Origin of the sequence: Marinobacter sp. es.042 (assembly GCF_900188315.1) — a bacterium.
Lineage (GTDB): Bacteria > Pseudomonadota > Gammaproteobacteria > Pseudomonadales > Oleiphilaceae > Marinobacter.
Genome location: NZ_LT897781.1, coordinates 1501143 through 1522392 on the forward strand (window position 1 = coordinate 1501143; position 21250 = coordinate 1522392).

Below are 21250 nucleotides of genomic sequence, written 5' to 3' on the forward strand. Positions count from 1 at the left end.
TATCAACGTCAGAAAGTGTCACTCTGCGTCACATACCGATTCATCAAATTCAGGCAATCGGGAGCGCATCGAACCCCGCGGCGCCTTCCGGACATAAACCGTATACGGAACTGATGAGGCTCGCAGATAGTCAAGGTCCAGGGCGTCATCACCCTCACCCTCTGCCACAACGGCAGGGCTACAGGACACCAGCAACTCCAGTTTCCTTTCTATTTTTGCAATACGGGCATCCGGATCCGCCGGATTGATGGACATGCAGCGAGTTGAGCCGCTTGCCGGCTGCCCCGTCTGCGCCACCAGATCCAGGCCCGCTTCGCCACAGGCACGAATACCCTCACCGCAGGCAATCGCCTCTTCGTCATCGCGAAGGCGCCAGACACGGTCGCTGCACTGGGTTTCCAGTTTCACGGACGTGGCTTTATCGCCGGCAAACCACCAACCAGGATACTCCGCGCTTTGCCAGGACAGCCGCACGTGTCTTGGCTCACCGGATGAATTCTCAGCCGGAAACATCGCAAAATGTGAGTAATAGCTGGCACAGCCCGACACGGAAACCAGGACAAGGCTTGCAATAATTGGCTTGTAAGCTCTGGAAAAGACTGAAAAGATCATCTGGCTGCTACATCCCTGACAGCGGTTGGTTGAACACTGCCATTATCCACGGCAGGCGCAATCAATCCGTCTATCAGTCACCATTTTGATCAAACTGGAGGCCGTACCCGTCATTGGTTTTGCGCACTACCACCATTTCAAGTATCGGTGCGGGAACAGGTAGCCCCTGCACCTGCACGGTAACTGTATCGCCAAGGTTTGGCGCAAATGGCTCAGTGTCCACAACGATGAAAACACCGCCGTCGGAGATATCGCGGGTCGAGAATATGAACTCGCCCAGCTCCTCGTGAACCACCTTTACTTTCGCACTCATTGCCGTGCGTATGTGCTCTCTTCGATCGTTCCCATCCATCTGAGGATTCCACTACTTTTTGCATAGTTTTTATAGTCTTCCGAAGCATAACACCATTTTCAGAAAAATATGCCAACGGGGAGATTGACTCTGGAGCCAATGGAAATGAGAATGGTTGGCGTTTTTAAACACGTGCCGATCCTGGTAAAGGCAAATCAATACCGGAAACACCCGAAAGGATGGGAATATGCGAATGAAACTGGCTGCTACCGCAGCAATCGCCCTCTCTGCCATGCCCATGGCCGCCTCCGCAGATGGCGAGGTCAATATCTACTCATACCGTCAGGCATATCTGCTCGAACCCCTGCTGAACGCTTTTGAACAGGAAACCGGTATCCAGAGCAACGTGGTCTTTGCCAAACAGGGTCTGGCCGAGCGACTGGAGCGCGAGGGTCGCAACAGCCCGGCGGATTTGGTGATGACCGTGGATATTTCCCGCCTCAACGAGCTGGTAGAACGTGATCTGGTTCAGAACGTCGACAACGAGACTCTGGAAGAGAACATTCCAGAAAACCTGCGCCATCCCGAGGGCAAGTGGTTTGCCCTGACTACACGCGGGCGCCTGATTTTCGTGTCCAAGGACCGCGTGGAAGAGGGTGAGATCACCACCTACGAGCAACTGGCAGACGACAAGTGGAACAACCGTATCTGCACTCGCAGCGGCAAGCACCCCTACAACATCGCCCTGTTCTCCTCCATGATCGCACACCATGGTGAAGCCGAAACCGAGAAGTGGCTGGAAGGCCTGAAAGACAATCTGGCCCGCAAGCCCCAGGGTGGCGACCGCGACCAGATCAAGGCTATTGCCGAAGGCGTATGCGACGTCTCCATTGGTAACAGCTACTATTACGGCAACATGCTGCAGGATGAGAACCAACGGCCGATTGCCGAGCAGGTACGTCTTGTATTTCCGAACGCCGAGGGCCGGGGCACTCACGTAAATATCAGTGGTATTTCACTGACCAAGAGCGCGCCGAACCGCGAGAACGCCATCAAGCTGATGGAATTCCTGTCCACACCGAAAGCCCAGAGTATCTACGCCGAGGCGAACACGGAATACCCGGCAAACCCGGAAGTCAAGCCTTCCGGACTGGTTGCCGAGTGGGGTGAGATCAATCCCGACAACCTGTCACTGCAGGAGATTGCAGATAACCGCAACGCCGCAGTCAAACTGGTTGACCGCGTCGATTACGACGGCGAGTAATCGCCAGTAGTGAGGGTGGTCTGACCACCCTCACACGCCCCTTGGCGGGCGCCTCCCTTTTCGGTATGACACCAGTCGTTGCAGGCATCAGGTCAGGTGACTACAATCTGCAGCCTTCAATTGGACAGACTCCACATCCAGGCGCAGGGACACTATGAGCGAGGCCGCAACCAGCGTTAATCCAGGGCTATCCCAGCCCCTGCTGGCTAAGCGTACCTCTCCGAAATGGATGATCAGCGCACTACTGACCACCGCCATCGTCGCCCTTCCGGTTCTCTCCGTTATTTTCCTGGCGTTTTTTCCCGAAGAGAACATCTGGCCTCACCTGATCGAAACCACCCTTCCCCGGTATCTGACAACCACGCTCAAACTGATGATTGGGGTGGGCGCCCTTACCCTGGTTATAGGCCTGGCCTCGGCCTGGGCGGTCACGATGTGCGAGTTTCCGGGCCGCAAGTTCTTTGAGTGGGCGATGCTGCTTCCATTTGCAGTGCCCGCCTACGTTATTGCCTATGTGTACACAAGCCTCCTGGACTACGCTGGCCCCGTTCAGGGTGCCTTGAGAGACCTGTTCGGCTGGAGCAATGCCGCAGACTACTGGTTCCCGGAAATTCGCAGCCTCGAAGGCGCCACGCTGATGATCGGGCTGGTCTTGTATCCCTACGTTTACCTTCTTGCCCGCGCCGCCTTTCTGGAACAGTCCCCGTCTCTGTTTGCGGTCAGCCGCAGTCTCGGCCACTCCGCGCTCAGCACGTTTTTCAGGGTGGTTCTGCCCATCGCCCGGCCGGCAGTAGCCGTGGGCCTTTCTCTGGTGCTGATGGAAACCCTGAACGATTTTGGCACCGTAGACTTCTTTGCCGTTCAGACCCTCACCGCTGGCCTGTTTGATACCTGGATGAACCTGGGCAACCTCGGTGGGGCAGCTCAAATAGCCACCACAATGCTGATCTTCGTGGTGATCCTGGTTACCCTGGAACGGTATTCCCGAAGACGCCAGCAACAGTTCGCAGCGCGGGACAACCGTGAGCCGATCCAGCGCTTCACCATGTCCTTCCCGCGCCAGATGATTTGCGTAGCGGTTTGCGCTTTGCCGGTGCTGTTCGGTTTCGTGATTCCCGGTGCAACCCTCGGGCTCTATGCGTGGGAATACTTCGGTGAAAGCTGGAACCCGGATTTTGTCCGAAACACCTTCAACAGCCTTTTCCTCTCTGGCACGGCAGCCCTCACTACTCTGCTGATTGGTGTCACGCTCGCCTACAGCCGCCGACTGCACAACACTCGCAAAATGCAGGTACTGATGCGTCTTTCCAGCCTGGGCTATGCCATGCCCGGTGCCGTGCTGGCCGTTGGTGTGATCGTGCCCCTGGCAGGTTTTGACAACTGGCTTGATAGCCTGATGCGGGACGTATTCGGAATCAGCACGGGCCTGTTACTCAGTGGGTCAGCCTTCGCCCTGGTCTTTGCCTACACCGTGCGATTCCTTGCCGTTTCGGCCGGTAGCGTGGAGAGTGCGTTGCAGAAAATCACGCCAAGCATGGACATGGCGTCCCGCTCTCTGGGCCACACCCCGGGCAACACCCTGATCAGGGTTCACTTGCCAATGTTGAGAGGCACACTGGTGACAGCGGCCCTGGTGGTTTTCGTGGATTGCATGAAGGAATTGCCGGCCACCCTGATACTCAGGCCGTTCAACTTCGAGACACTGGCGACCTACGTTTACCAGTTCGCCTCTGACGAACGCCTGTACCACAGCGCCCTACCCGCCCTGATTATCGTTCTGGCCGGCATCATTCCGATTATTCTGATGAGCCGATCGATCTCCAATAGCCGGTCAATTGCCTGACAAGCTCAGAACGTTACCCGGCTTTTCACATCCTGAACCACGAACCGCCCCTGGAAAACCGCCACAGGGTCCCCCTCAGGCCTTGTGTTTGGTTCGCCGCAAAAAACCTCAGCCGTCAGATCCAGCCGTCCCTTGCCATGCCGGGCCAGACTTTTGCGAAAACGTTCCGGTACCTCCTCACCAGGCAGGCGGCAGACCACATAGAAATCCGAGGACACGGGCTCGAGGTAGTCGATATTCCCACTCTGCACCACCACATTGCCCTTTAACCCAAGATCCCATAGCGCCAATTCAGTCAGGCCCCAGGCTGCAGTAACCGCCGCAGAGTACACGCTGCCTCCGAACCCCGTACCCTGGTGGTTGCTGTTGGGTTCCAGCGGCGCGCTGAGCAGCAGAGAATGGCCATCCCAGGAATGCAATTGAATCCCCAACGCCCGGGAAAGGGGAATTTCGTCGTGGATACGCTTCTGGAAAAGGGACAACTGGCTCATAACATCCTCCTGATATCCTTCCAGTTTAGGCCCGCTTCCCCCGTTTCCCTATGCGACTTACGTCGGTTTTTTCCTGCACAAAAAAGCCCGGCAGAGCCGGGCTATAACATCTTCATTTTAACTCGGGCGTTTTACTGCCAGATAACCGGCTGACGCTGTGCATACCAGTTGTCCACTTGCTCCTGATACGCATCCTCAACCACGTTGCGCTTGAGCTTCATGGTCGGCGTGAGGAAGCTGTTCTCGATCGACCACTCGTCGCTCATTACGGTGATAAACGCCAACTGTTCGTGGGGATCCACGGTCTTGTTCACATCGGCAATCAGCTTCTTGAAGCTCTCTTCAATTTCCTTACGGAAGGCTTCGTCCGCCATTTTCGGCCGGGACTCCTCGGCCAGCATCACCAGCGCGTGGGGCTGGGTCTGATTGGCACCGGAGACACACACCATCTCGATGGCATGGTGGGACATCAGACGGTTCTCAATGGGTGCAGGCGCAATATACTTGCCCTTGCTGGTCTTGAAGATTTCCTTGATGCGACCGGTGATCTTGAGCCGGCCCATCTCATCAATTTCACCCTTGTCGCCAGTCTTCAGGAAGCCATCCTCGGTGAAGGTCTCCCGGGTTTTCTCTTCGTCCTTGTAGTAGCCCATCATGGTGGCCGGGCTCTTGATCTGAATCTCTCCCTCCGGGCTGATACGGGTTTCAACGCCCGGCGCGGACTCACCGACGTAACCGGTTCTTGAGCGCCCTGGCTTGCTCATGTGGGAGTAGGCAAAGTTTTCAGACATGCCATAGCCCTCAAGCAACTCGAGGCCAAGGTTGCGGTACCAGTCCAGAACGTCGCTCGCCAGGGGGGCCGAGCCACTGCCTGCCAGCTTGACCTTGTCCAGGCCGAGGCCCTTCAGGATTTTCTTCTTGATCAGTTTGTTGACCACCGGAATCTTCAGCAGCCGGTCCAGCTTCTTCTTCGGCAGCTTCTGGAGCACACCGTGCTGGAATTTCACCCACAGGCGCGGTACCGAGAGGAACAGCGTTGGCTGGGCACGCTGCAAATCCTGCACGAAGGTGTCCAGAGATTCCGCAAAATACAGGTGGAAACCCGCATAGAGCGACGCCAGCTCAACAAAGGTACGCTCGAACACGTGAGCCAGCGGCAGGTAAGACAACATGCGTTCTTCGGAGCTCACACCGAGCACCTCCATGCCTCCCTCTGCCGCATAGGCCATGTTGTAGAAGCTGAGCATAACGCCCTTGGGTTTACCGGTGCTGCCGGAGGTGTAAACGATGGTGGCCAGCTCGTCGGCATCACGCTGAACGTTTTCTTCCAGAGGCGGATACTTGGCGACAATATCGTCCCAGGTTTCGAAATCATTGGGAGGGCTCAGCGGGAAGGAGATGCAACGCACGGATTCCGGCACGCCCGGTTTCATCATGTCCCAGTCGTCCAGCTTGCCAACAAATACCACCTCGCACTCGGCGTGCTTCAGGATGTAATTAACGGTATCGGAATTCAGGGTGGGATACAGCGGAACGGAAATGTGACCGGCCATCCAGATGGCCCAGTCGGTCATGATCCAGTGGGCGCAGTTCTTGGAGATCAGGCCGATGCGGCTCTTTTCAGGGAGGTTCAGCGATTTGAGGTAAGACGCCATACGCCGCGCCTCGTCCACCGCCCGACCCCAGGTATAGTCGACGGTTTTGCCGTCGCCAATGGGCTGGGTCATGTATACGGAGTTCGCCTTGGCCTTCTCCCAGTGATAAACCATATCCAGGGGAAGCTTGTTTGTTGTGTCCATGGACCTTCCTTGCAGTTCGTTATTCGAGTTGTAAATGACTTATTATTAGACTTTCGTAGGGTATTTCAACATAGTATGAGCGGTCAAAACGTGACACAAGCAAAATAATTCCCAACTGCATCTATTGCAACCAAAACGCCGCTACCGGCAACATCCCCTACCCTTTGAACCCCTTGCCTGTGGTAAACTTCCGCCCCTTCAGATTCGCAACATATCAGTTAACCTACCCGGAGATGGGCATATGGCCAAGACAACCCTGCGCACCCTGTTCGGTGCCACCCTGCTGGCGTTGGCAACACTTGTTCAGGCACAGGAACCCCGCGTTGTAGCCATCACACAGATTGTGGAACATCCGGCACTGGACGCCGTCTACCAGGGCATAAAAGATGAACTCGCCGAGCGCGGCTTCAAAGAGGGCGAAAACCTCGAAGTGATGCACGAAAGTGCCCAGGGCAACTCTGCCATTGCCTCCCAGATTGCCCGCAAATTCGTTGGTGAAAGTCCCGACGTGATCGTGGCGATTGCAACGCCTTCCGCGCAAACCGTTGCCGCTGCGGCCCGCAATACACCGGTGATTTTCTCCGCTGTGACCGACCCGCTTGGTGCCAAGCTGGTAAGTAATCTGGAGGCGCCTGGCGCCAACATTACCGGCGTAAGCGACATGCTGCCCATCGACAAACACCTGGACATGCTGCAGCGTGTAATGCCCGATGCCAAACGCATCGGCACGGTATACAACCCGGGCGAAGCCAACGCCGTCTCCCTGGTGGAACTTCTGGAAGAACGCCTGGCTGCACGTGGTCTTGAATTGGTCAAAGGTGCCGCCACCAAAACCTCCGAAGTTCTGGGCGCAGCCCGCTCCCTGGTGGGTAAAGCAGATGCAATTTACCTGACCACCGACAATACCGTCATCAGTGCTGCCGAAGCGGTTATCTCTGTTGGTGAGCGTGCCGGTATTCCGGTATTCGCGGCAGACACCGCTACCGTTGAGCGCGGTGCCGTTGCAGCACTCGGGTTTGATTACTACGACCATGGCCGCCAGACCGGCGTGATGGTTGCCCGGGTATTGAATGGCGAGAAACCCGGCGAAATGGCGGTTGAAACCATGGAGAAGCTGGACCTGTTCGTGAACCCGGCCGCCGCAGAGCGCATGGGTATCACCCTGTCAGATGATGTAATCGCCGACGCCAAGAAAGTTATCGACAGCGCCAAGTAATCCCCCTGAACCCAACGGGCGGCCCTCACGAGGGGCTGCCCGTTTTATCATTGGTGATACCCGACCATGCTGAGCAACATCGCCTTTTATGGTGCCATTGAGACCGGACTGATCTACGGCCTGGTCGCCTTCGGCATCTACCTCTCTTTCCGGGTGCTCGATTTCCCGGATCTCACTGTAGATGGCAGCTTTCCCCTCGGTGCTGCCGTTGCCGCCGTACTGATCATCGAAGGCTGGAACCCGTGGTTGGCCACAGGCTGTGCCGTCATGGCCGGCATGGCCGCTGGCGCGGTAACGGCCCTGTTGAATGTGAAACTCAACATTCTGAACCTGCTGGCCTCGATCCTGACCATGATTGCGCTCTATTCAGTCAACCTGCGCATCATGGGCCGCCCGAACGTGGCCCTGCTAACCGAAGAAACCGTGCTGACGCCCTGGTACGACCTGGATCTGGCCTACCATCAGGTACCGGTGCTTCTATTCATTATTGTGGTCTTTGTTGCCCTTATCCTGCTGTGGCGCTTCATGAAATCCGAAACCGGCCTGGCCATGCGAGCCACTGGCGCCAACGCCAGAATGGCCCGGGCACAGGGCATCGCCACCGGCGCCATGATTGTTCTCGGCGTTGCCGTTTCCAACGGCCTTGTCGGACTTGCCGGTGCGCTCTTTGCCCAGAGCCAGGGTGCCGCTGATGTCACCATGGGCGTTGGCGTGATCGTCATTGGCCTTGCCTCGCTGATTGGCGGTGAAGCCGTGGTGACTCCCTCAACCGTGGTACGCGCGCTCATCGCGTGCGTGGTGGGCGCAATCATCTACCGACTGGCCATTGCCTTCGCTCTGAATGCGGATTTCCTGGGACTGCAGGCCCAGGATCTGAACCTGATTACCGCGGTTCTGGTCACCCTGGCCATCGTGCTGCCCGGCGTGCGTTCATCGATTGCCGCCAAACTTTCCCGCAACTCTCCACGCAACAAGGCCTGAGGAGGCGACATGATCAGTGCAACCGATCTCCGGCTTACCTTTGGCAAAGGCACACCGCTGGAAAACCCCGCCCTCAGGGGTATGAGCCTGACTGTTAACCAGGGCGAATTCGTGACGGTTATTGGCAGCAACGGCGCCGGAAAATCCACCTTTCTGAATGCCCTCGCCGGCGAAGTGCTGGTAGACAGCGGCCAGATCATCGTGGACAACCTGGACGTCACCAAACTACCGACCCACAAGCGGGCCGGCCGTGTTGCCCGGGTATTCCAGGACCCACTGGCCGGTACCTGCGAGGGCCTCAGCATCGAGGAAAACCTTGCCCTGGCCATCAAACGTGGCCAACGCCGCAGCCTCACCAGCGCCGTAAAGAAGCAGTACATGGAAAAATTCAGGGACAGCCTTTCGTCCCTGAATCTGGGCCTGGAAAAACGTCTTGGCGACAAGATGGGCCTGCTCTCAGGGGGTCAGCGCCAGGCCGTGAGCCTGCTGATGGCGAGCCTCACACCTTCGAGCATCCTGCTGCTGGACGAACACACGGCCGCGCTGGACCCGAAAACCGCTGCATTCGTGCTGGAACTCACCACCAAGATCATCGAAGAGCAGAAGCTCACCGCACTGATGGTAACCCACAGCATGAAGCAGGCACTGGAAGTCGGCAGCCGCACGGTAATGCTGCACCAGGGCCAGGTGGTATTCGATATCGCAGGCAAAGATCGGGAAGGTCTGGAAGTGAAGGATCTGCTCGGGCTGTTTGAAAAGCAGCGTGGGCTGGAAGTGGACGACGACAGCCTGTTGCTGGGCTGATAAAAAACGGGGGCCAGACTGGCCCCGTTTACCCTCCCTGCCCGCGTGTTTTTCTCACTTTTCCTCCGGAATCGCACAATTCGCTATTGACACCACCTCCTCACAAAACCACAACATGTAGTGGTTTTGAACCTTTAGCCCCAAACCGCTGTTTTAGAAAAAATTTCCCGGATTCAAGCCGGTTTTGATTGATTTTCTTTGCCCCGAAGCGTCTATCAATAGTTGCGTTCTTATTCACAGAACACTATATCCTGTTATACTCGTTTCAGATTCAGCCCATATATAGTGGTTAAAAAGAAAACAGGCTCAAGGCCAAAGACACGATTCTCAAGGGGAGTGGCGCCGCCGGTACAAGGACCGGTGCCACAAAAAGAAGACATACCGGAAGACAGAGGGTGGAAATGAACGCTAAGGCACAGGCAGTGGTAACAACAATTCCGATGCAGGAAGCCTCGATCGATATCTGGCACAGCAAATATCAGCTGAAGACCAAGACCGGCGAGCCCGTGGACAAGGACATCAACGCTACCTACGAACGCGTTGCCAAAGCCCTTGCCGAGGTAGAAAACAAATCCGTGCGCACCCAGCACATGAAGAACTTCATCTGGGCCCTGCAGAACGGCGCCATCCCTGCCGGCCGGATTACCTCCAACGCCGGTGCCGAAGCGCACAAGCCGGCAACGTCCACCATCAACTGCACCGTTTCAGGCACCGTTCAGGATTCCATGAACGACATCCTGGAAAAGAACCACGAAGCCGGCCTTACCCTCAAGGCAGGTTGTGGTATCGGTTATGAATTCTCCACCCTGCGCCCGAAAGGCGCGTACGTAGCCGGCGCCGGCGCAACCACCTCCGGCCCGCTGTCCTTCATGGATATCTTCGATCGCATGTGCTTCACCGTATCCTCTGCCGGTGGCCGCCGCGGCGCCCAGATGGCCACGTTCGATGTGCACCATCCGGACGTGATCGACTTCATCCAGGCCAAGCGTGAAGACGGTCGTCTGCGCCAGTTCAACCTCTCACTGCTGATCACCGAAGACTTCATCGAAGCCGTGCGCAACGACGCCGACTGGCACCTTTCCTTCCCCGTTACCCAGAAGGAAGTGGAAGACGAGAAGCTGGACCTGAGCGACGAAAGCCAGTTTGTATACCGTGATTTCCCGGAACAGAAAGGCTACGTGGTGAACGGTGAAGGCAAGGTTGCCTGCCGCATCTACCGCACCCTGAAAGCCCAGTTCATCTGGGACACCATCATGACCAGCACCTACGACTACGCCGAGCCGGGTTTCATCCTGATCGACAAGGTCAACCAGATGAACAACAACTGGTTCTGCGAAGACATCCGTGCCACCAACCCCTGCGGTGAGCAGCCCCTGCCCCCGTACGGCAGCTGCCTGCTTGGTTCTGTAAACCTGACCATGTTCGTGGACTACCCGTTCACCGACAAGGCCAGCTTTAACTACGAGAAATACCGCAAGGTTGTGGCCATCTTCACCCGGATGCTGGACAACGTGGTTGAGATCAATGGCCTGCCGCTGGCTGAGCAGCGCCATGAAATCACCTACAAGCGGCGCCACGGTATGGGCATCCTCGGCCTGGGCTCTACCCTCGCCATGCTGCGCATGCCTTACGGTTCTGCAGAATCCGTACAGTTCACGGAAGAAGTCGTGCGTGAAATGGCCGTGGAAGGCTGGCGCCAGTCCCTCGCCCTGGCCGAGGAAAAAGGCGTTGCGCCAATCATGGACGACGAGTTCGAGATTACCCCGAAAATGCTCACCAAGTGTCCGCAGCTTTCTGAAGACGGCTACAAACTGGGCGACAAGGTGAAAGGCCGCATCCTGCACGCCAAGTACAGCAAGTACATGCAGGAGATTGCCAAGGTAGAGCCGAAGCTGGTGGAAGAACTGGCCGAGAAAGGTGGTCGCTTTACCCACCACACGTCCATCGCGCCGACCGGCACCATCAGCCTGTCACTGGCCAACAACGCCAGTAACGGCATCGAGCCGAGCTTCTCGCACCACTACGCACGCAACATCATCCGCGAAGGCCGGAAGACCAAAGAGAAAGTCGACGTATTCTCCTTCGAGCTGCTGGCATACCGCCATATGGTAAACCCGGGTGCCATGCCGTTCTCCGATGATGAAGACAAGAAGCTGCCGGCCTACTTCACCACCTCCGACGACGTAACACCGTCGCAGCACGTGGACATCCAGGCCGCCGCCCAGAAGTGGGTAGATTCCTCGATTTCCAAGACAGCGAACGTTCCGACAGACTTCGCTTACCAGGACTTCAAGGACATTTACCTCTACGCCTACGATAAGGGCCTGAAGGGTTGCACCACTTTCCGCTTCAACCCGGAAGCCTTCCAGGGCGTACTGGTTAAGGAAAAAGACCTCGAGAACACAATGTACGAGTTCACCTTGGACGATGGCAGCAAGGTCACCCTCAAGGGCAACGAGCAGGTAGAGTACGACGGCGAAATCCACAACGCCGCCAACCTGTTTGACGCGCTTAAAGAAGGCACCTACGGCAAGTACTGATCCGGGAACCGACACAGGACAACGAACATGACAGTTAAAATCAGCAACAAAATCGTCGGCTACCGCGTAAAGAAGGCCGACCCTGAAGCAGCCGCCGAACACCAGGCACCGGTGCACGCAGAAACCAAGCCCGTTCAGATGAACGAATACATCGAACGGCCGGACTTCCTGCTGGGCACCACCTACAAGATCAAGCCGCCGGTGGCCGAGCACGCGATGTACATCACCATCAACGACATCCTGCTCAACGAAGGCACCGACCACGAGAGCCGGCAACCGTACGAAGTGTTCATCAACTCCAAGTCGATGGAACACTTCCAGTGGGTTATCGCCCTCACCCGCGTTATCTCTGCGGTATTCCGCAAGGGTGGCGACGTGACCTTCCTCGTGGAAGAGCTGCGCAGCGTGTACGACCCCAATGGTGGCTACTTCAAGAAAGGCGGCGTGTTCATGCCGTCGCTGGTCGCTGAAATCGGCGCCGTGATCGAGAAGCACCTGAAGGCCATTGGCCTGCTGGAAAGCGAGGAAATGAGCGAAACCACCAAGCGCATCCTCGCCGAAAAGCGCGCCGAGTTCGAAGCCAGCCACGCTACGGCCACGAACGATGAAAAGGCCAGCGACTTCCCGCCGAACGCCACCATGTGTGGCAAGTGCAGCACCAAGGCGGTGATCGTAATGGACGGTTGTGCTACCTGCCTCTCCTGCGGCGATAGCAAGTGCGGTTGAGGTGATTGATCGCACTGAGTGACGAGAAGGCCTGGAGTGAACGCTTCGGGCCTTTTTGTTTGGTGGGCTGGAAACGTGATCGGTTTGATCAAAAAGTCGGTGATACCAGGAAATCGGTCGTGTTGATCGCTTTTATCGAAGCCCTGAGAAAGGTTTGGAATTCAGACCATTGATTGTGAAGCACTTTTGGTTAGATTTGGAAGTGGTCAGACAGGATATTTGGTCGGGGAATATGATCATAGCGACCACTATACAAATGTTATGACAGGGAGGTAGTCGATGAGTGATGGCGGTACCTTTGCACAGTGGGTAACCATTGCAGGAACTCTAGGGGGTGCTACTCTCGGTTTCGCGGCTTCATTTTTCACGACTTGGTACAGTCGAAGAAGTGAGTCTCGAGAGCAGAGAGAAGAACGAGATAGGAAGCGGCTCGAAAAGATATATGAGTTATTGGTTGTACTTAGCCAAGAAAACGGCCAAAAGTTCATGGAAGCAGTCAACTATATTCACTACGCACGAAGACCGTTGCCATCAGAGACTGAAGGTATACCTCCACTAGTGGAGCTTGAAATGCTCACCAGTCTTTACTTTAAGAATTTGGTCCCGCTCAAGAATAATATCGTTGGTGCGACCCATGAATTTTCAAAAGAATATGTCGACGCTTTAAACACGGACTATCGAAGCAAAGACCTCAAAGAGAAGCAAAAAGTTTCAGGCGAACTTTTTAATCTCAGTGAAAGCCTCAAGAAAGAGATTGATCAGTTTAAAGTCGCAATCGCCGAACTGGTAAAGTCATAACCAGTGCAGGCACGGCGACGCCAACTACATTGCGCCTTCGGCTCCATTACGTGGGCGAGCATGCTGCAGGCGTTATGCATAAAAAGGTTCCGTGATAGACCCAAAAAGTTCTTGCTATAAAAACTATATTCGCTACTATTACTCCTGTAATAACCGAACAGGAGTGCCTAGTCATGGCAGCTATCGAAGTTGATTTTGAAGTTTTCAAAGAGCTCACAGTTCGCCGTACGTGCGAATCGATGACCGAAAATGACGTGATTCGGTCGCTTCTTGGGCTTGACGATCCAGCACCTAAATCTACAGCAGGTAACGAGACTACAGGCGGAAATCCATGGGTATGTAAGGGTGTTGCCTTTCCCCATGGGACCGAATTTCGTGCAACCTATAAGGGCCAGCTGTATTCCGGGGTTGTAGACGAAGGTGCTCTTGTAGTTCAGGGCAAGCGGTTCACTTCTCCCTCGTCTGCTGCCGTTGCAATTACAGGGAATCCGGTCAACGGCTGGAGGTTTTGGGAGTGTTTGCTTCCAGGAAGAAATCAGTGGAAAGTTATTGCAGAGTTACGGGACTAAACTTGCATAACCAGGCGCGTCAGTCGGATGGTCTTTACGCCGCTTCGCTATGTAAAGGCCACTACTGCGCTCAGCCTTATACAAAAGGGAGAACTGAGCATTGACCACACGACATTGGACATGCCCATACTGCAATAGAGATTGCACTATTCATGACGAGAACAATGGAAATATTAAAGATTTTTTCACTAAGCGTCAGCTAAGTGCGGATTTAGGCTGGATGGCATCAAACACCGAGGTAATTGTTTGCCCTAATCCTGACTGTAAAAATCTAACGATTAAAACTGCTATTTACGAATATAATGCACAGTATCAACAAACGGGAGAAAAAATAAAGGAGTGGAACCTTGCTCCAGAGTCCAGTGCAAAACCCTTTCCCGACTATATCCCGCGTGCACTACTTGAAGATTATGAAGAAGCCTGCCTAATCCAGAATGGAAGCCCAAAAGCATCTGCAACTTTGTCTCGTAGGTGCTTGCAGGGGATGATAAGAGATTTCTGGAAAACAAAGAAAAATCGATTAGTTGATGAAATTGAAGCGCTCAAAGATAAAGTAGATGCTAATACATGGGAGGCAATTGACTCCGTAAGGCACGTTGGAAATATCGGTGCTCACATGGAAAAAGATGTAAATCTAATTATCGATGTAGATCCCGAGGAGGCAGGCTTATTAATTTGGCTTATAGAAACTTTGTTTGAGGAATGGTACATCAAGCGCCATGACCGTGAACAAAAAATGGCTGCGATTGTAGGAGTGGCTAAAGCTAAAAAAGAGCTTAAGAAAGCTCCCCCGGGAAATGTATAACAAGGCAAGGCAAAAATCTCCCTGCGGGCTGGACGCGCTAACGCGCGGCTTTGCTTGCGGCGTTATCCCCAAGGATTAAGCGATGAACTCATTCGGAACGTTGATATTCTTCTGCGGGAAAATGGGAGCTGACAAAAGCGCTTTGTCTGGCAAAATCGCTCGTGAGCGGGGAGCCGTGCTTATTTCAGAGGATGAATGGCTGGCCGCCCTATTCCCCGGCGAGATCAATGATTTCAATGATTACATTCGTTACTCATCTCGGCTCAAACCAGTGCTGAAATCACACGTTGAGCAAGTGCTCTTGGCTGGTACCTCTGTGGTCCTCGACTTTCCCGGCAACACCCGTAAGCAGAGAGCCTGGTTCAAAGATATCTACTCGCAGCACGGTATTCCTCATGAGCTGTACTATTTGTCGGTAGACGATGAAGTTTGTTTAAAACAGCTGAAACAGCGACAGAAAGAACAGCCTGAACGGGCTCAGTTCGACACGGAGGAAGTCTTTAGAATAGTGGCGGCTTACTTTGAGCCGCCACGCTATTACCCACCTCCTCTCAATCAATCCGACCCATTTTGGCCATCTGGAATGGGAGGAACTTCCTCTCGTTAACCAAAGTCACAACATTGAGCTCATTAATGAGGCTGGGGTTCAAATACCTGTAAGTCCACCGATAATCGAACCCGTCTTCTGCCGCTTCATCGCGATCCAACAATATACGGACGTTCGCAATGCCGGCCATACGAATCGCCATGTAACAGAGAGCGCAAGGCTCTCCTGAAGCAATCAACGTCGCCCCTTTTAAAGAGACGCTAGTTTCATTCCGTGAAGCGTCCCTTATCGCCTGTATTTCTGCGTGTGCGGTACAATCCAGATGCTTGGCAACCTGATTTACCCCCTTGCCGACAACGTCTCCATTTTGATTGACGATCACAGCGGAAAACGGCAAACCACCGGCTTTTACATTACTAATAGCCAGATCAATGGCGCTTTCGCCACAGGTTGCCAGACGCTCTTCATCAATTCCGTCCCACATCGGTGACCTCAGGTACTGACGATGGAGCCTGGGCTGAAAGGCTCAGCTCTGAAGCAAGGCTCTCGGCTCGAGCTTTGGCTTTGGCGACTGACACGCGGTGCCGCTCGTCGCCAAATTCCTGATATTCAGCGGTGACTTCGTAAATGGTGTCCACCCCGAGGTATTTGCTCAACGTTCTGAGGTGCGGCACCAGGTGGCCAGACTCTTCTCTTATTCCGCCTTTTTCAAAGCCAAACTCTCCGCTGGAGGTCACGATGATCAATGTCTTACCTGAGAGCAGAGGCTGCAGCGGGAAGTCTCCTCGTTCGAGATCGAAATCAAATGTTTTGCCAATGCGAACGATCTGATCGAACCAGGCTTTTAGCTGAGCGGGCATACCGTAGTTGTACATGGGTGAGGAGATCACAATAACGTCGGCTGCTGAGACCTCAGCGATCAGGGTATCGGAGAGTGCCAGTGTCTCCTGCTGCTCCGGGGTCCTATCTTGCTCCGGGGTAAACACAGCGCCAATCCAATCCTGTGTAATGAAATCAGGTGGATTCACCCCAACGTCACGATAGATATATTCATCCTCAGGCCGGTTCTGTTTCCAGGTATCAATGAATCGACGGGCGACATTTTTCGATATGGAATCGTGATCCGGGTTCGGGTTGGTCGCCGCTCTGACGCTTGAATCAATGTGTAATAGTGTGCTCATGTTCATTGCCTTGGTTGATTGCTGACAGGAGCCAGTTTGTGGCGCTGGATGGACTTGCACAAACGGAAAAATTACACTTGCAGATGAATTAAACTCATCCAAAAGTTCATGAACTCGTGATTGACCTGGAGATTCACATTGCAGGTGTCATTACAGGCGCTGAAAGCCTTTGAGTCGGCTGCCCGCCGGGGTAGTTTCAAGTTGGCGGCAGAAGAACTTTCGCTGACGCCAACAGCCATCTCACACCACATTGGCAACCTGGAAAGCCGATTGAATGTGAGCCTGTTTCATCGGCAGGGAAGACGGATATCCTTGACGGGAACGGGTATCCGATTAGCCAAAGCGACCTCGGAAGGGTTTCGGAAAATCGACAGCGCTTTGGAAGAGGTGGTGAAGGCAGGCAATACAGTCAGGGTGACGACGACATCATCCTTGGCAGCGATGGTGCTGATCCCTTCCCAGCACGATTTCGAACAAGCCAACCCCGAGATTTCTGTGGAAATATCGACCGGCGAGTCGGTCGACAGCCAATCCTACATCATTCCGATTCGATTCGGGGATGTCTCAGTTGCTGAGCATTCTGATGTCATTCGATTTGAGTCATTCAATGTATTTGGTGCCTATGGAATGACGCCTCCCTCCTGGGAAAATGCCCCCATAACCCTGTTTACCACGGAGTGGAAAAACAAAGCGTTACCGAGCCCTCCCCTGGCCGCCTGGTTAGAAAAAAATGGACTGGAGCTGGCAAATATCCAACTCAAAACGTTTGATCAGGAGCTTTTCGGGATCCAACAGGCTATGGCGGGCAACGGGCTGGTGTTCTGCTCTACAACGCTCGTCGAAAGGCTGTTGAAGGCCAACGTTCTGCAGCACTTCGACACGCAATCGGTAACATCAGATTTGTGCTATTACGTTCCAGGTAGGGATAGCTTCGAAACGAGGAGTGCGGCCAAATTCCTGAATTGGATCGAAGATATCCTGAACCAGTAATGCTCGCAGTCACTTTCATTTTTCATGAACATCAGCCCAAATAAAAACCGGAGAACGCCAATGACCGCCTACGTGATCGGTAACATCACCGTAAAAAACCCCGACAAATGGGCAGAATACCGCAGCCTTGTTCCGGAAACGCTGGTTCCCTGGGGTGCGGAACTGGTACTTCGGGGTACACAGGCAAAGGTGCTGAGCGGGCAATACCGGCACACCGATACGGTGGTTATCCGCTTTCCCGATGCGGATTCCGTCGTCGATTGGCACGACTCTCCTGCCTATCAGGCATTGGTGCCGTTACGCACCCAGGCAGCAGATGTGGATCTGGTGACGTTCGAGGCCGACTAATAACTACTGCCACCGCGGGCAGCCTGGCGCCTATACTGGACAGCAAAACCAACAGAGAAGCGCCATGGAAAACAATTCAACAAGCCTGAGCATGACCGTTCTGATGACGCCGGACAAAGCCAATTTCTCCGGCAATGTGCACGGCGGCACCCTGCTGAAGTACCTGGATGAGGTTGCCTATGCCTGCGCCAGCCGCTACGCGGGGACTTATGTAGTTACCCTGTCCGTCGACCAGGTGATGTTCCTCCAGCCCATCCAGATCGGCGAGCTGGTGACCTTTCTGGCCAGCGTGAACTATACCGGCCGTACCTCCATGGAGATCGGCATCAAGGTGGTTACCGAGAACATCCGCGACAAGTTGGTTCGCCATAGCAACAGCTGCTTCTTTACCATGGTGGCGGTTGATGACAACGGCAAAGCCGTCGCCGTGCCGCAGCTGGTCCCGAGCACCGATGATCAGATACGGCGATTTGCCAACGGTAAGGAGCGCAGGGCCATTCGTGCCGAACTGGAGGAACGCTACAGGGAACTGCATAAAAAATGAGTCCGGCGTGCGAGAAGTGAACCGGCCTCTCAGAAAAGACAGTGTCATCCATATTTGAGCACTCGCTCGGATGTTATTGTTAAAGGGTGCCAGTCAGACTGATATCGGAGGAACCATGGCAGGCGGATGGTCTCGTGATGGTGCGGTTCAGGAACAGATCGACGCAAGCGTTGAGGATGAAATCCAGCGCGCACGCAGCCAGTTGGCCAAAGGCGAAAGTGCCGAGGAATGTGATGAGTGCGGAGCACCAATTCCAGAGGCCCGGCGCAAGGCCATTCCCGGTGTTCGTTTGTGCATTGACTGCCAGTCGGCCCATGAAAAGGAGCACAGCCAGTCTGGCGGCATCAATCGCAGGGGCAGCAAGGACAGCCAGCTGCGATAGAGACGGCCCACAAAGTAGCCTGGGCGGCGGTTAAAGAGGAATATCACAAGGAGGGCGACAGGTGGGTCAAAGGCAAATCCCGAGAATGAGTCGCCATAGTATTCCCTCCCGGAGTAGCGATTGAATATGGACATTTCAATCGAACCGGGGCGGGTTGATCATCTTGATGGCATTCACGCTCTGGTCCTCGAATGGGGTTACACAGCCAGCAGGCTTCGAACGAAAGCATGGCTCGAGGCAATCACTGACTCTCCCGACCATCAGATTTTCGTCGCCCTTTCCGGGGGTTCGGTCGCTGGGTGGATAGCAGTGGAAAAGCGCCTGTTCCTCAGCGAGCTGTTTGTCGCGGAAATTACAGGCCTGGTTGTAGGCTCCCGCGCACGGAGGGCTGGTATCGGCCAGTTATTGGTCCAATCTGCTGAAGACTGGTCCAGCTCTATGGGACTCCCGCGGGTGGTGGTACGCTCTAATGTAACGCGCCTTGAGTCTCATGGCTTTTATCCGGCGGTTGGTTATACGCAATCCAAAACAACGCATGTCTACACCAAAGACCTCAAGCAGCCCGGATCGGAGCCCTGAACGCCCCGGCCTGAAAAACGGCGCGCTCCCAGCAAAGGAAACTGCATGAAAATCTATGGCGATACCCAATCCGGGAACTGCTACAAGGTTCAGCTCGTTTGCCAACTGCTGAACATCGACCATCAGTGGATTGATTTCGACATTCTGGCGGGCACAAGGCCTTGCAGGTGATGGAGCAGCAGCTGGCACAAACGCCATTCCTGGCGGGTGAGAAGGTCACTACTGCAGATATCTCACTCTATGCATACACCCACGTCGCCGATGAGGGTGGTTTTGAGCTGGAAGCCTACCCTGCAATTCGCGCATGGCTGGATCGGGTTGCGGCATTGCCGAATTTCAGGCCTATGGTTTAGGAGTGTTCGGTAATTGCTCTCCAATCCCCATGTAAATCTCAAAGACTGGTTCACAATGCGTCATAGAATACGGACTTTTATCGGTCCAAAGGAAAATCCCTTTGCCTGAACTGAAAACCATCGGCCTTTTTCTCGTCACCGCGCTGGCTGAAATCGTTGGCTGCTACCTACCCTATCTCTGGCTTCGCGAGGGAAAGAGCATCTGGCTTCTGGTACCCGGGGCCCTGAGCCTGGCGGCATTTGCCTGGTTACTTTCCCTGCATCCTACTGCCGCCGGTCGGGTTTATGCGGCCTACGGCGGTGTGTATATCTTTATGGCCATTCTCTGGCTTTGGGCTATTGATGGTATCCGGCCAACCGTTTGGGATCTGGTGGGATCCGGCGTAGCACTGCTCGGCATGGCGATCATCATGTTTGCGCCTAGAGGCGCATAAATCTGCATCGCGTACCCGATAATCACCACAGATCTGATTAAGCCGTGACCTCCTCCCGGCACGCTGACGTACACTAGTCATATGATCGACGTTCCACTTACCAAAACGAAGAGGCTATCGCCTCCTTACACTATGCAACGCTTTTCATATTGGCTTTCCGCACTGCTGCTCCTGGTGACCCCGCCAAGCCACTCAGAGACGGCCGACTGGCAAACAGAGGTGTCCAGAGAAGCTGCAAACCTTGAGCGCCTTCACTCCTTGATTGTTGTCCATGAGGGCCAGGAAGTTCTGGCATTGGATTTGAAGAGTGCCGGGCTCGACACGCCAACCAACATCAAATCTCTCTCCAAGACAGTACTCGCCGCGCTGGTGGGTATCGGCATCGAAAAAGGTGTGTTCGAGGGAACCAATCAACCGGTTGTTGAAACGCTCGGTGACCGCATACCCGCCTCCGCCACCGAGGGCGTAGACCGGATAACTCTGGGGCACCTGCTGTCTTTGCAGGCCGGGTTGCAGCGGACATCTGGCCGTTACTATGGCCCATGGGTGAACAGCGATAACTGGGTGCACCATGTGCTTACCCGGCCGTTCGTGGATGAGCCAGGCGGTCGCATGCTCTACTCTACCGGCAGCAGCCACCTGCTCTCGGCGGCGCTCACCGAAAGCGCCGGGCGCAGCACGCTCGCCCTGGCCCGGGAATGGTTGGGCGAGCCTCTGAATATAACCATTCCTGCCTGGGGCCGGGATCCCCAGGGGATTTATTTTGGTGGCAATAATATGGCTCTTTCGCCAAGGGACCTGGCCAAAATCGGCGAGCTTTATCGCAATGAAGGCCGCCTTGGTGATCGGCGCCTGTTTCCGGAAAACTGGGTGCGGGAGTCCTGGATTGGACGCGGAAGGTCCGCCTACACAGATGATCCCTATGGCTACGGCTGGTTCCAGCAGCCGCTCGCCGGCGAAATGGGGTATTACGGGCGTGGGTACGGAGGCCAGGTACTGTATGTGATGCCCGCTCGCAAACTGACCGTGGTGATGACCTCTGACCCTACCCCACCCTCGCCGGGTTCAGCCTTTTTGCGCCGCCAGTTCCAGTTAATTGAGGAGCACATAATTCCTGCCGTGGATAACTGAAGCGGCCGTCACGCATAAGTT

At 54.8% G+C, this 21250-nt stretch carries 26 protein-coding genes and 1 pseudogene; 21 read left to right on the forward strand and 6 right to left on the reverse strand.

What is annotated here, in order from left to right; genetic code table 11:
* Positions 1 to 18 precede the first annotated feature (18 nt).
* Together CFB02_RS07090 and CFB02_RS07095 are read right to left on the reverse strand one after the other, a co-directional pair.
* Positions 19 to 612, reverse strand: a complete 594-nt coding sequence (locus tag CFB02_RS07090; RefSeq protein WP_088557453.1) for a hypothetical protein — start codon at positions 610 to 612, stop codon at positions 19 to 21.
* Positions 613 to 685: 73 nt separating this feature from the next.
* Positions 686 to 964 (reverse strand): PilZ domain-containing protein, encoded by a 279-nt coding sequence (locus CFB02_RS07095; RefSeq protein WP_008174275.1) that lies wholly within the window; start codon positions 962 to 964, stop codon positions 686 to 688.
* Positions 965 to 1151: 187 nt separating this feature from the next.
* Here CFB02_RS07095 and CFB02_RS07100 point away from each other — a divergent pair, with 187 nt between their 5' ends.
* Together CFB02_RS07100 and CFB02_RS07105 are read left to right on the forward strand one after the other, a co-directional pair.
* The gene (locus CFB02_RS07100) at positions 1152 to 2168 is read left to right on the forward strand and encodes a Fe(3+) ABC transporter substrate-binding protein (RefSeq protein ID WP_088557454.1); all 1017 of its coding nucleotides are present in this window, start codon (positions 1152 to 1154) and stop codon (positions 2166 to 2168) included.
* Positions 2169 to 2322: 154 nt separating this feature from the next.
* Positions 2323 to 4011, forward strand: a complete 1689-nt coding sequence (locus CFB02_RS07105) for an ABC transporter permease (protein WP_088557455.1) — start codon at positions 2323 to 2325, stop codon at positions 4009 to 4011.
* 5 nt (positions 4012 to 4016) lie between these two features.
* Here the strand turns inward: CFB02_RS07105 and CFB02_RS07110 are convergent, their stop codons facing one another.
* Positions 4017 to 4502, reverse strand: a complete 486-nt coding sequence (locus tag CFB02_RS07110) for a thioesterase domain-containing protein (RefSeq protein WP_088557456.1) — start codon at positions 4500 to 4502, stop codon at positions 4017 to 4019.
* Positions 4503 to 4633: 131 nt separating this feature from the next.
* Positions 4634 to 6301, reverse strand: a complete 1668-nt coding sequence (locus CFB02_RS07115; RefSeq protein ID WP_088557457.1) for an AMP-binding protein — start codon at positions 6299 to 6301, stop codon at positions 4634 to 4636.
* 241 nt (positions 6302 to 6542) lie between these two features.
* On the opposite strand from CFB02_RS07115, the gene CFB02_RS07120 reads away from it, so the two are divergent.
* The 9 genes from CFB02_RS07120 to CFB02_RS07160 all read left to right on the forward strand — a co-directional run bounded on the left by CFB02_RS07120 (position 6543) and on the right by CFB02_RS07160 (position 15347).
* The gene (locus CFB02_RS07120) at positions 6543 to 7517 is read left to right on the forward strand and encodes an ABC transporter substrate-binding protein (protein ID WP_088557458.1); all 975 of its coding nucleotides are present in this window, start codon (positions 6543 to 6545) and stop codon (positions 7515 to 7517) included.
* A gap of 66 nt (positions 7518 to 7583) precedes the next feature.
* Positions 7584 to 8498 (forward strand): ABC transporter permease, encoded by a 915-nt coding sequence (locus tag CFB02_RS07125; RefSeq protein ID WP_088557459.1) that lies wholly within the window; start codon positions 7584 to 7586, stop codon positions 8496 to 8498.
* 9 nt (positions 8499 to 8507) lie between these two features.
* On the forward strand, positions 8508 to 9302 hold the full coding sequence (locus CFB02_RS07130) for an ABC transporter ATP-binding protein (protein ID WP_088557460.1): 795 nt from the start codon (positions 8508 to 8510) through the stop codon (positions 9300 to 9302).
* Between the two features lie 401 nt (positions 9303 to 9703).
* Positions 9704 to 11842, forward strand: a complete 2139-nt coding sequence (locus CFB02_RS07135) for an adenosylcobalamin-dependent ribonucleoside-diphosphate reductase (RefSeq protein ID WP_088559193.1) — start codon at positions 9704 to 9706, stop codon at positions 11840 to 11842.
* Positions 11843 to 11869: 27 nt separating this feature from the next.
* Positions 11870 to 12568 carry an NrdJb gene (locus tag CFB02_RS07140; protein ID WP_088557461.1) on the forward strand — a complete coding sequence of 233 codons (699 nt, stop codon included), beginning with the start codon at positions 11870 to 11872 and terminating at the stop codon, positions 12566 to 12568.
* Positions 12569 to 12847: 279 nt separating this feature from the next.
* The gene (locus tag CFB02_RS07145) at positions 12848 to 13366 is read left to right on the forward strand and encodes a hypothetical protein (protein ID WP_088557462.1); all 519 of its coding nucleotides are present in this window, start codon (positions 12848 to 12850) and stop codon (positions 13364 to 13366) included.
* A gap of 173 nt (positions 13367 to 13539) precedes the next feature.
* Entirely contained in the window at positions 13540 to 13935 is a 396-nt protein-coding gene (locus CFB02_RS07150) for a DUF4357 domain-containing protein (RefSeq protein ID WP_088557463.1), read from the forward strand.
* Between the two features lie 220 nt (positions 13936 to 14155).
* A complete protein-coding gene (locus CFB02_RS07155) occupies positions 14156 to 14740 on the forward strand; it encodes a DUF4145 domain-containing protein (RefSeq protein ID WP_197694037.1) in 585 nt (194 codons plus the stop codon).
* An 82-nt stretch (positions 14741 to 14822) separates the two neighbouring features.
* Positions 14823 to 15347 carry an AAA family ATPase gene (locus CFB02_RS07160; RefSeq protein WP_227519349.1) on the forward strand — a complete coding sequence of 175 codons (525 nt, stop codon included), beginning with the start codon at positions 14823 to 14825 and terminating at the stop codon, positions 15345 to 15347.
* Here the strand turns inward: CFB02_RS07160 and CFB02_RS07165 are convergent.
* Both CFB02_RS07165 and CFB02_RS07170 read right to left on the reverse strand, forming a co-directional pair.
* Positions 15292 to 15771: a nucleoside deaminase gene (locus tag CFB02_RS07165; RefSeq protein WP_088557465.1), complete on the reverse strand. Its 480-nt coding sequence runs from the start codon at positions 15769 to 15771 to the stop codon at positions 15292 to 15294. The two genes, CFB02_RS07160 and CFB02_RS07165, sit on opposite strands and share 56 nt — an antisense overlap.
* Positions 15755 to 16570, reverse strand: a complete 816-nt coding sequence (locus tag CFB02_RS07170) for an FMN-dependent NADH-azoreductase (RefSeq protein ID WP_264753955.1) — start codon at positions 16568 to 16570, stop codon at positions 15755 to 15757. Before CFB02_RS07170 ends, CFB02_RS07165 begins: the two co-directional genes overlap by 17 nt.
* 42 nt (positions 16571 to 16612) lie before the next feature.
* On the opposite strand from CFB02_RS07170, the gene CFB02_RS07175 reads away from it, so the two are divergent.
* From CFB02_RS07175 to CFB02_RS07215, 10 genes and pseudogenes are all read left to right on the forward strand, one after another.
* Positions 16613 to 17458, forward strand: coding sequence for a LysR family transcriptional regulator (locus CFB02_RS07175; RefSeq protein WP_264753959.1), 846 nt, complete (start codon positions 16613 to 16615; stop codon positions 17456 to 17458).
* A gap of 60 nt (positions 17459 to 17518) precedes the next feature.
* The gene (locus tag CFB02_RS07180; RefSeq protein ID WP_088557468.1) at positions 17519 to 17806 is read left to right on the forward strand and encodes a DUF1330 domain-containing protein; all 288 of its coding nucleotides are present in this window, start codon (positions 17519 to 17521) and stop codon (positions 17804 to 17806) included.
* 64 nt (positions 17807 to 17870) lie between these two features.
* Positions 17871 to 18350: an acyl-CoA thioesterase gene (locus CFB02_RS07185; protein WP_088557469.1), complete on the forward strand. Its 480-nt coding sequence runs from the start codon at positions 17871 to 17873 to the stop codon at positions 18348 to 18350.
* Positions 18351 to 18465: 115 nt separating this feature from the next.
* The gene (locus CFB02_RS07190) at positions 18466 to 18732 is read left to right on the forward strand and encodes a DksA/TraR family C4-type zinc finger protein (protein WP_041645172.1); all 267 of its coding nucleotides are present in this window, start codon (positions 18466 to 18468) and stop codon (positions 18730 to 18732) included.
* Positions 18729 to 18821: a ChaB family protein gene (locus CFB02_RS07195; RefSeq protein ID WP_088559194.1), complete on the forward strand. Its 93-nt coding sequence runs from the start codon at positions 18729 to 18731 to the stop codon at positions 18819 to 18821. Before CFB02_RS07190 ends, CFB02_RS07195 begins: the two co-directional genes overlap by 4 nt.
* Positions 18822 to 18858: 37 nt before the next feature.
* On the forward strand, positions 18859 to 19311 hold the full coding sequence (locus CFB02_RS07200) for a GNAT family N-acetyltransferase (RefSeq protein WP_088557470.1): 453 nt from the start codon (positions 18859 to 18861) through the stop codon (positions 19309 to 19311).
* A gap of 45 nt (positions 19312 to 19356) precedes the next feature.
* On the forward strand, positions 19357 to 19482 hold the full coding sequence (locus CFB02_RS18535; protein WP_413772091.1) for a hypothetical protein: 126 nt from the start codon (positions 19357 to 19359) through the stop codon (positions 19480 to 19482).
* Positions 19452 to 19664: pseudogene (locus tag CFB02_RS07205) on the forward strand (glutathione binding-like protein); the annotation flags it as partial. The gene CFB02_RS18535 and the pseudogene CFB02_RS07205, both read left to right, overlap by 31 nt.
* A 101-nt stretch (positions 19665 to 19765) precedes the next feature.
* Complete coding sequence (locus tag CFB02_RS07210) at positions 19766 to 20098, forward strand: YnfA family protein (protein ID WP_008169514.1); 333 nt, start codon at positions 19766 to 19768, stop codon at positions 20096 to 20098.
* 219 nt (positions 20099 to 20317) lie between these two features.
* Positions 20318 to 21229, forward strand: coding sequence for a serine hydrolase domain-containing protein (locus CFB02_RS07215; RefSeq protein WP_227519350.1), 912 nt, complete (start codon positions 20318 to 20320; stop codon positions 21227 to 21229).
* Positions 21230 to 21250: the final 21 nt, after the last annotated feature.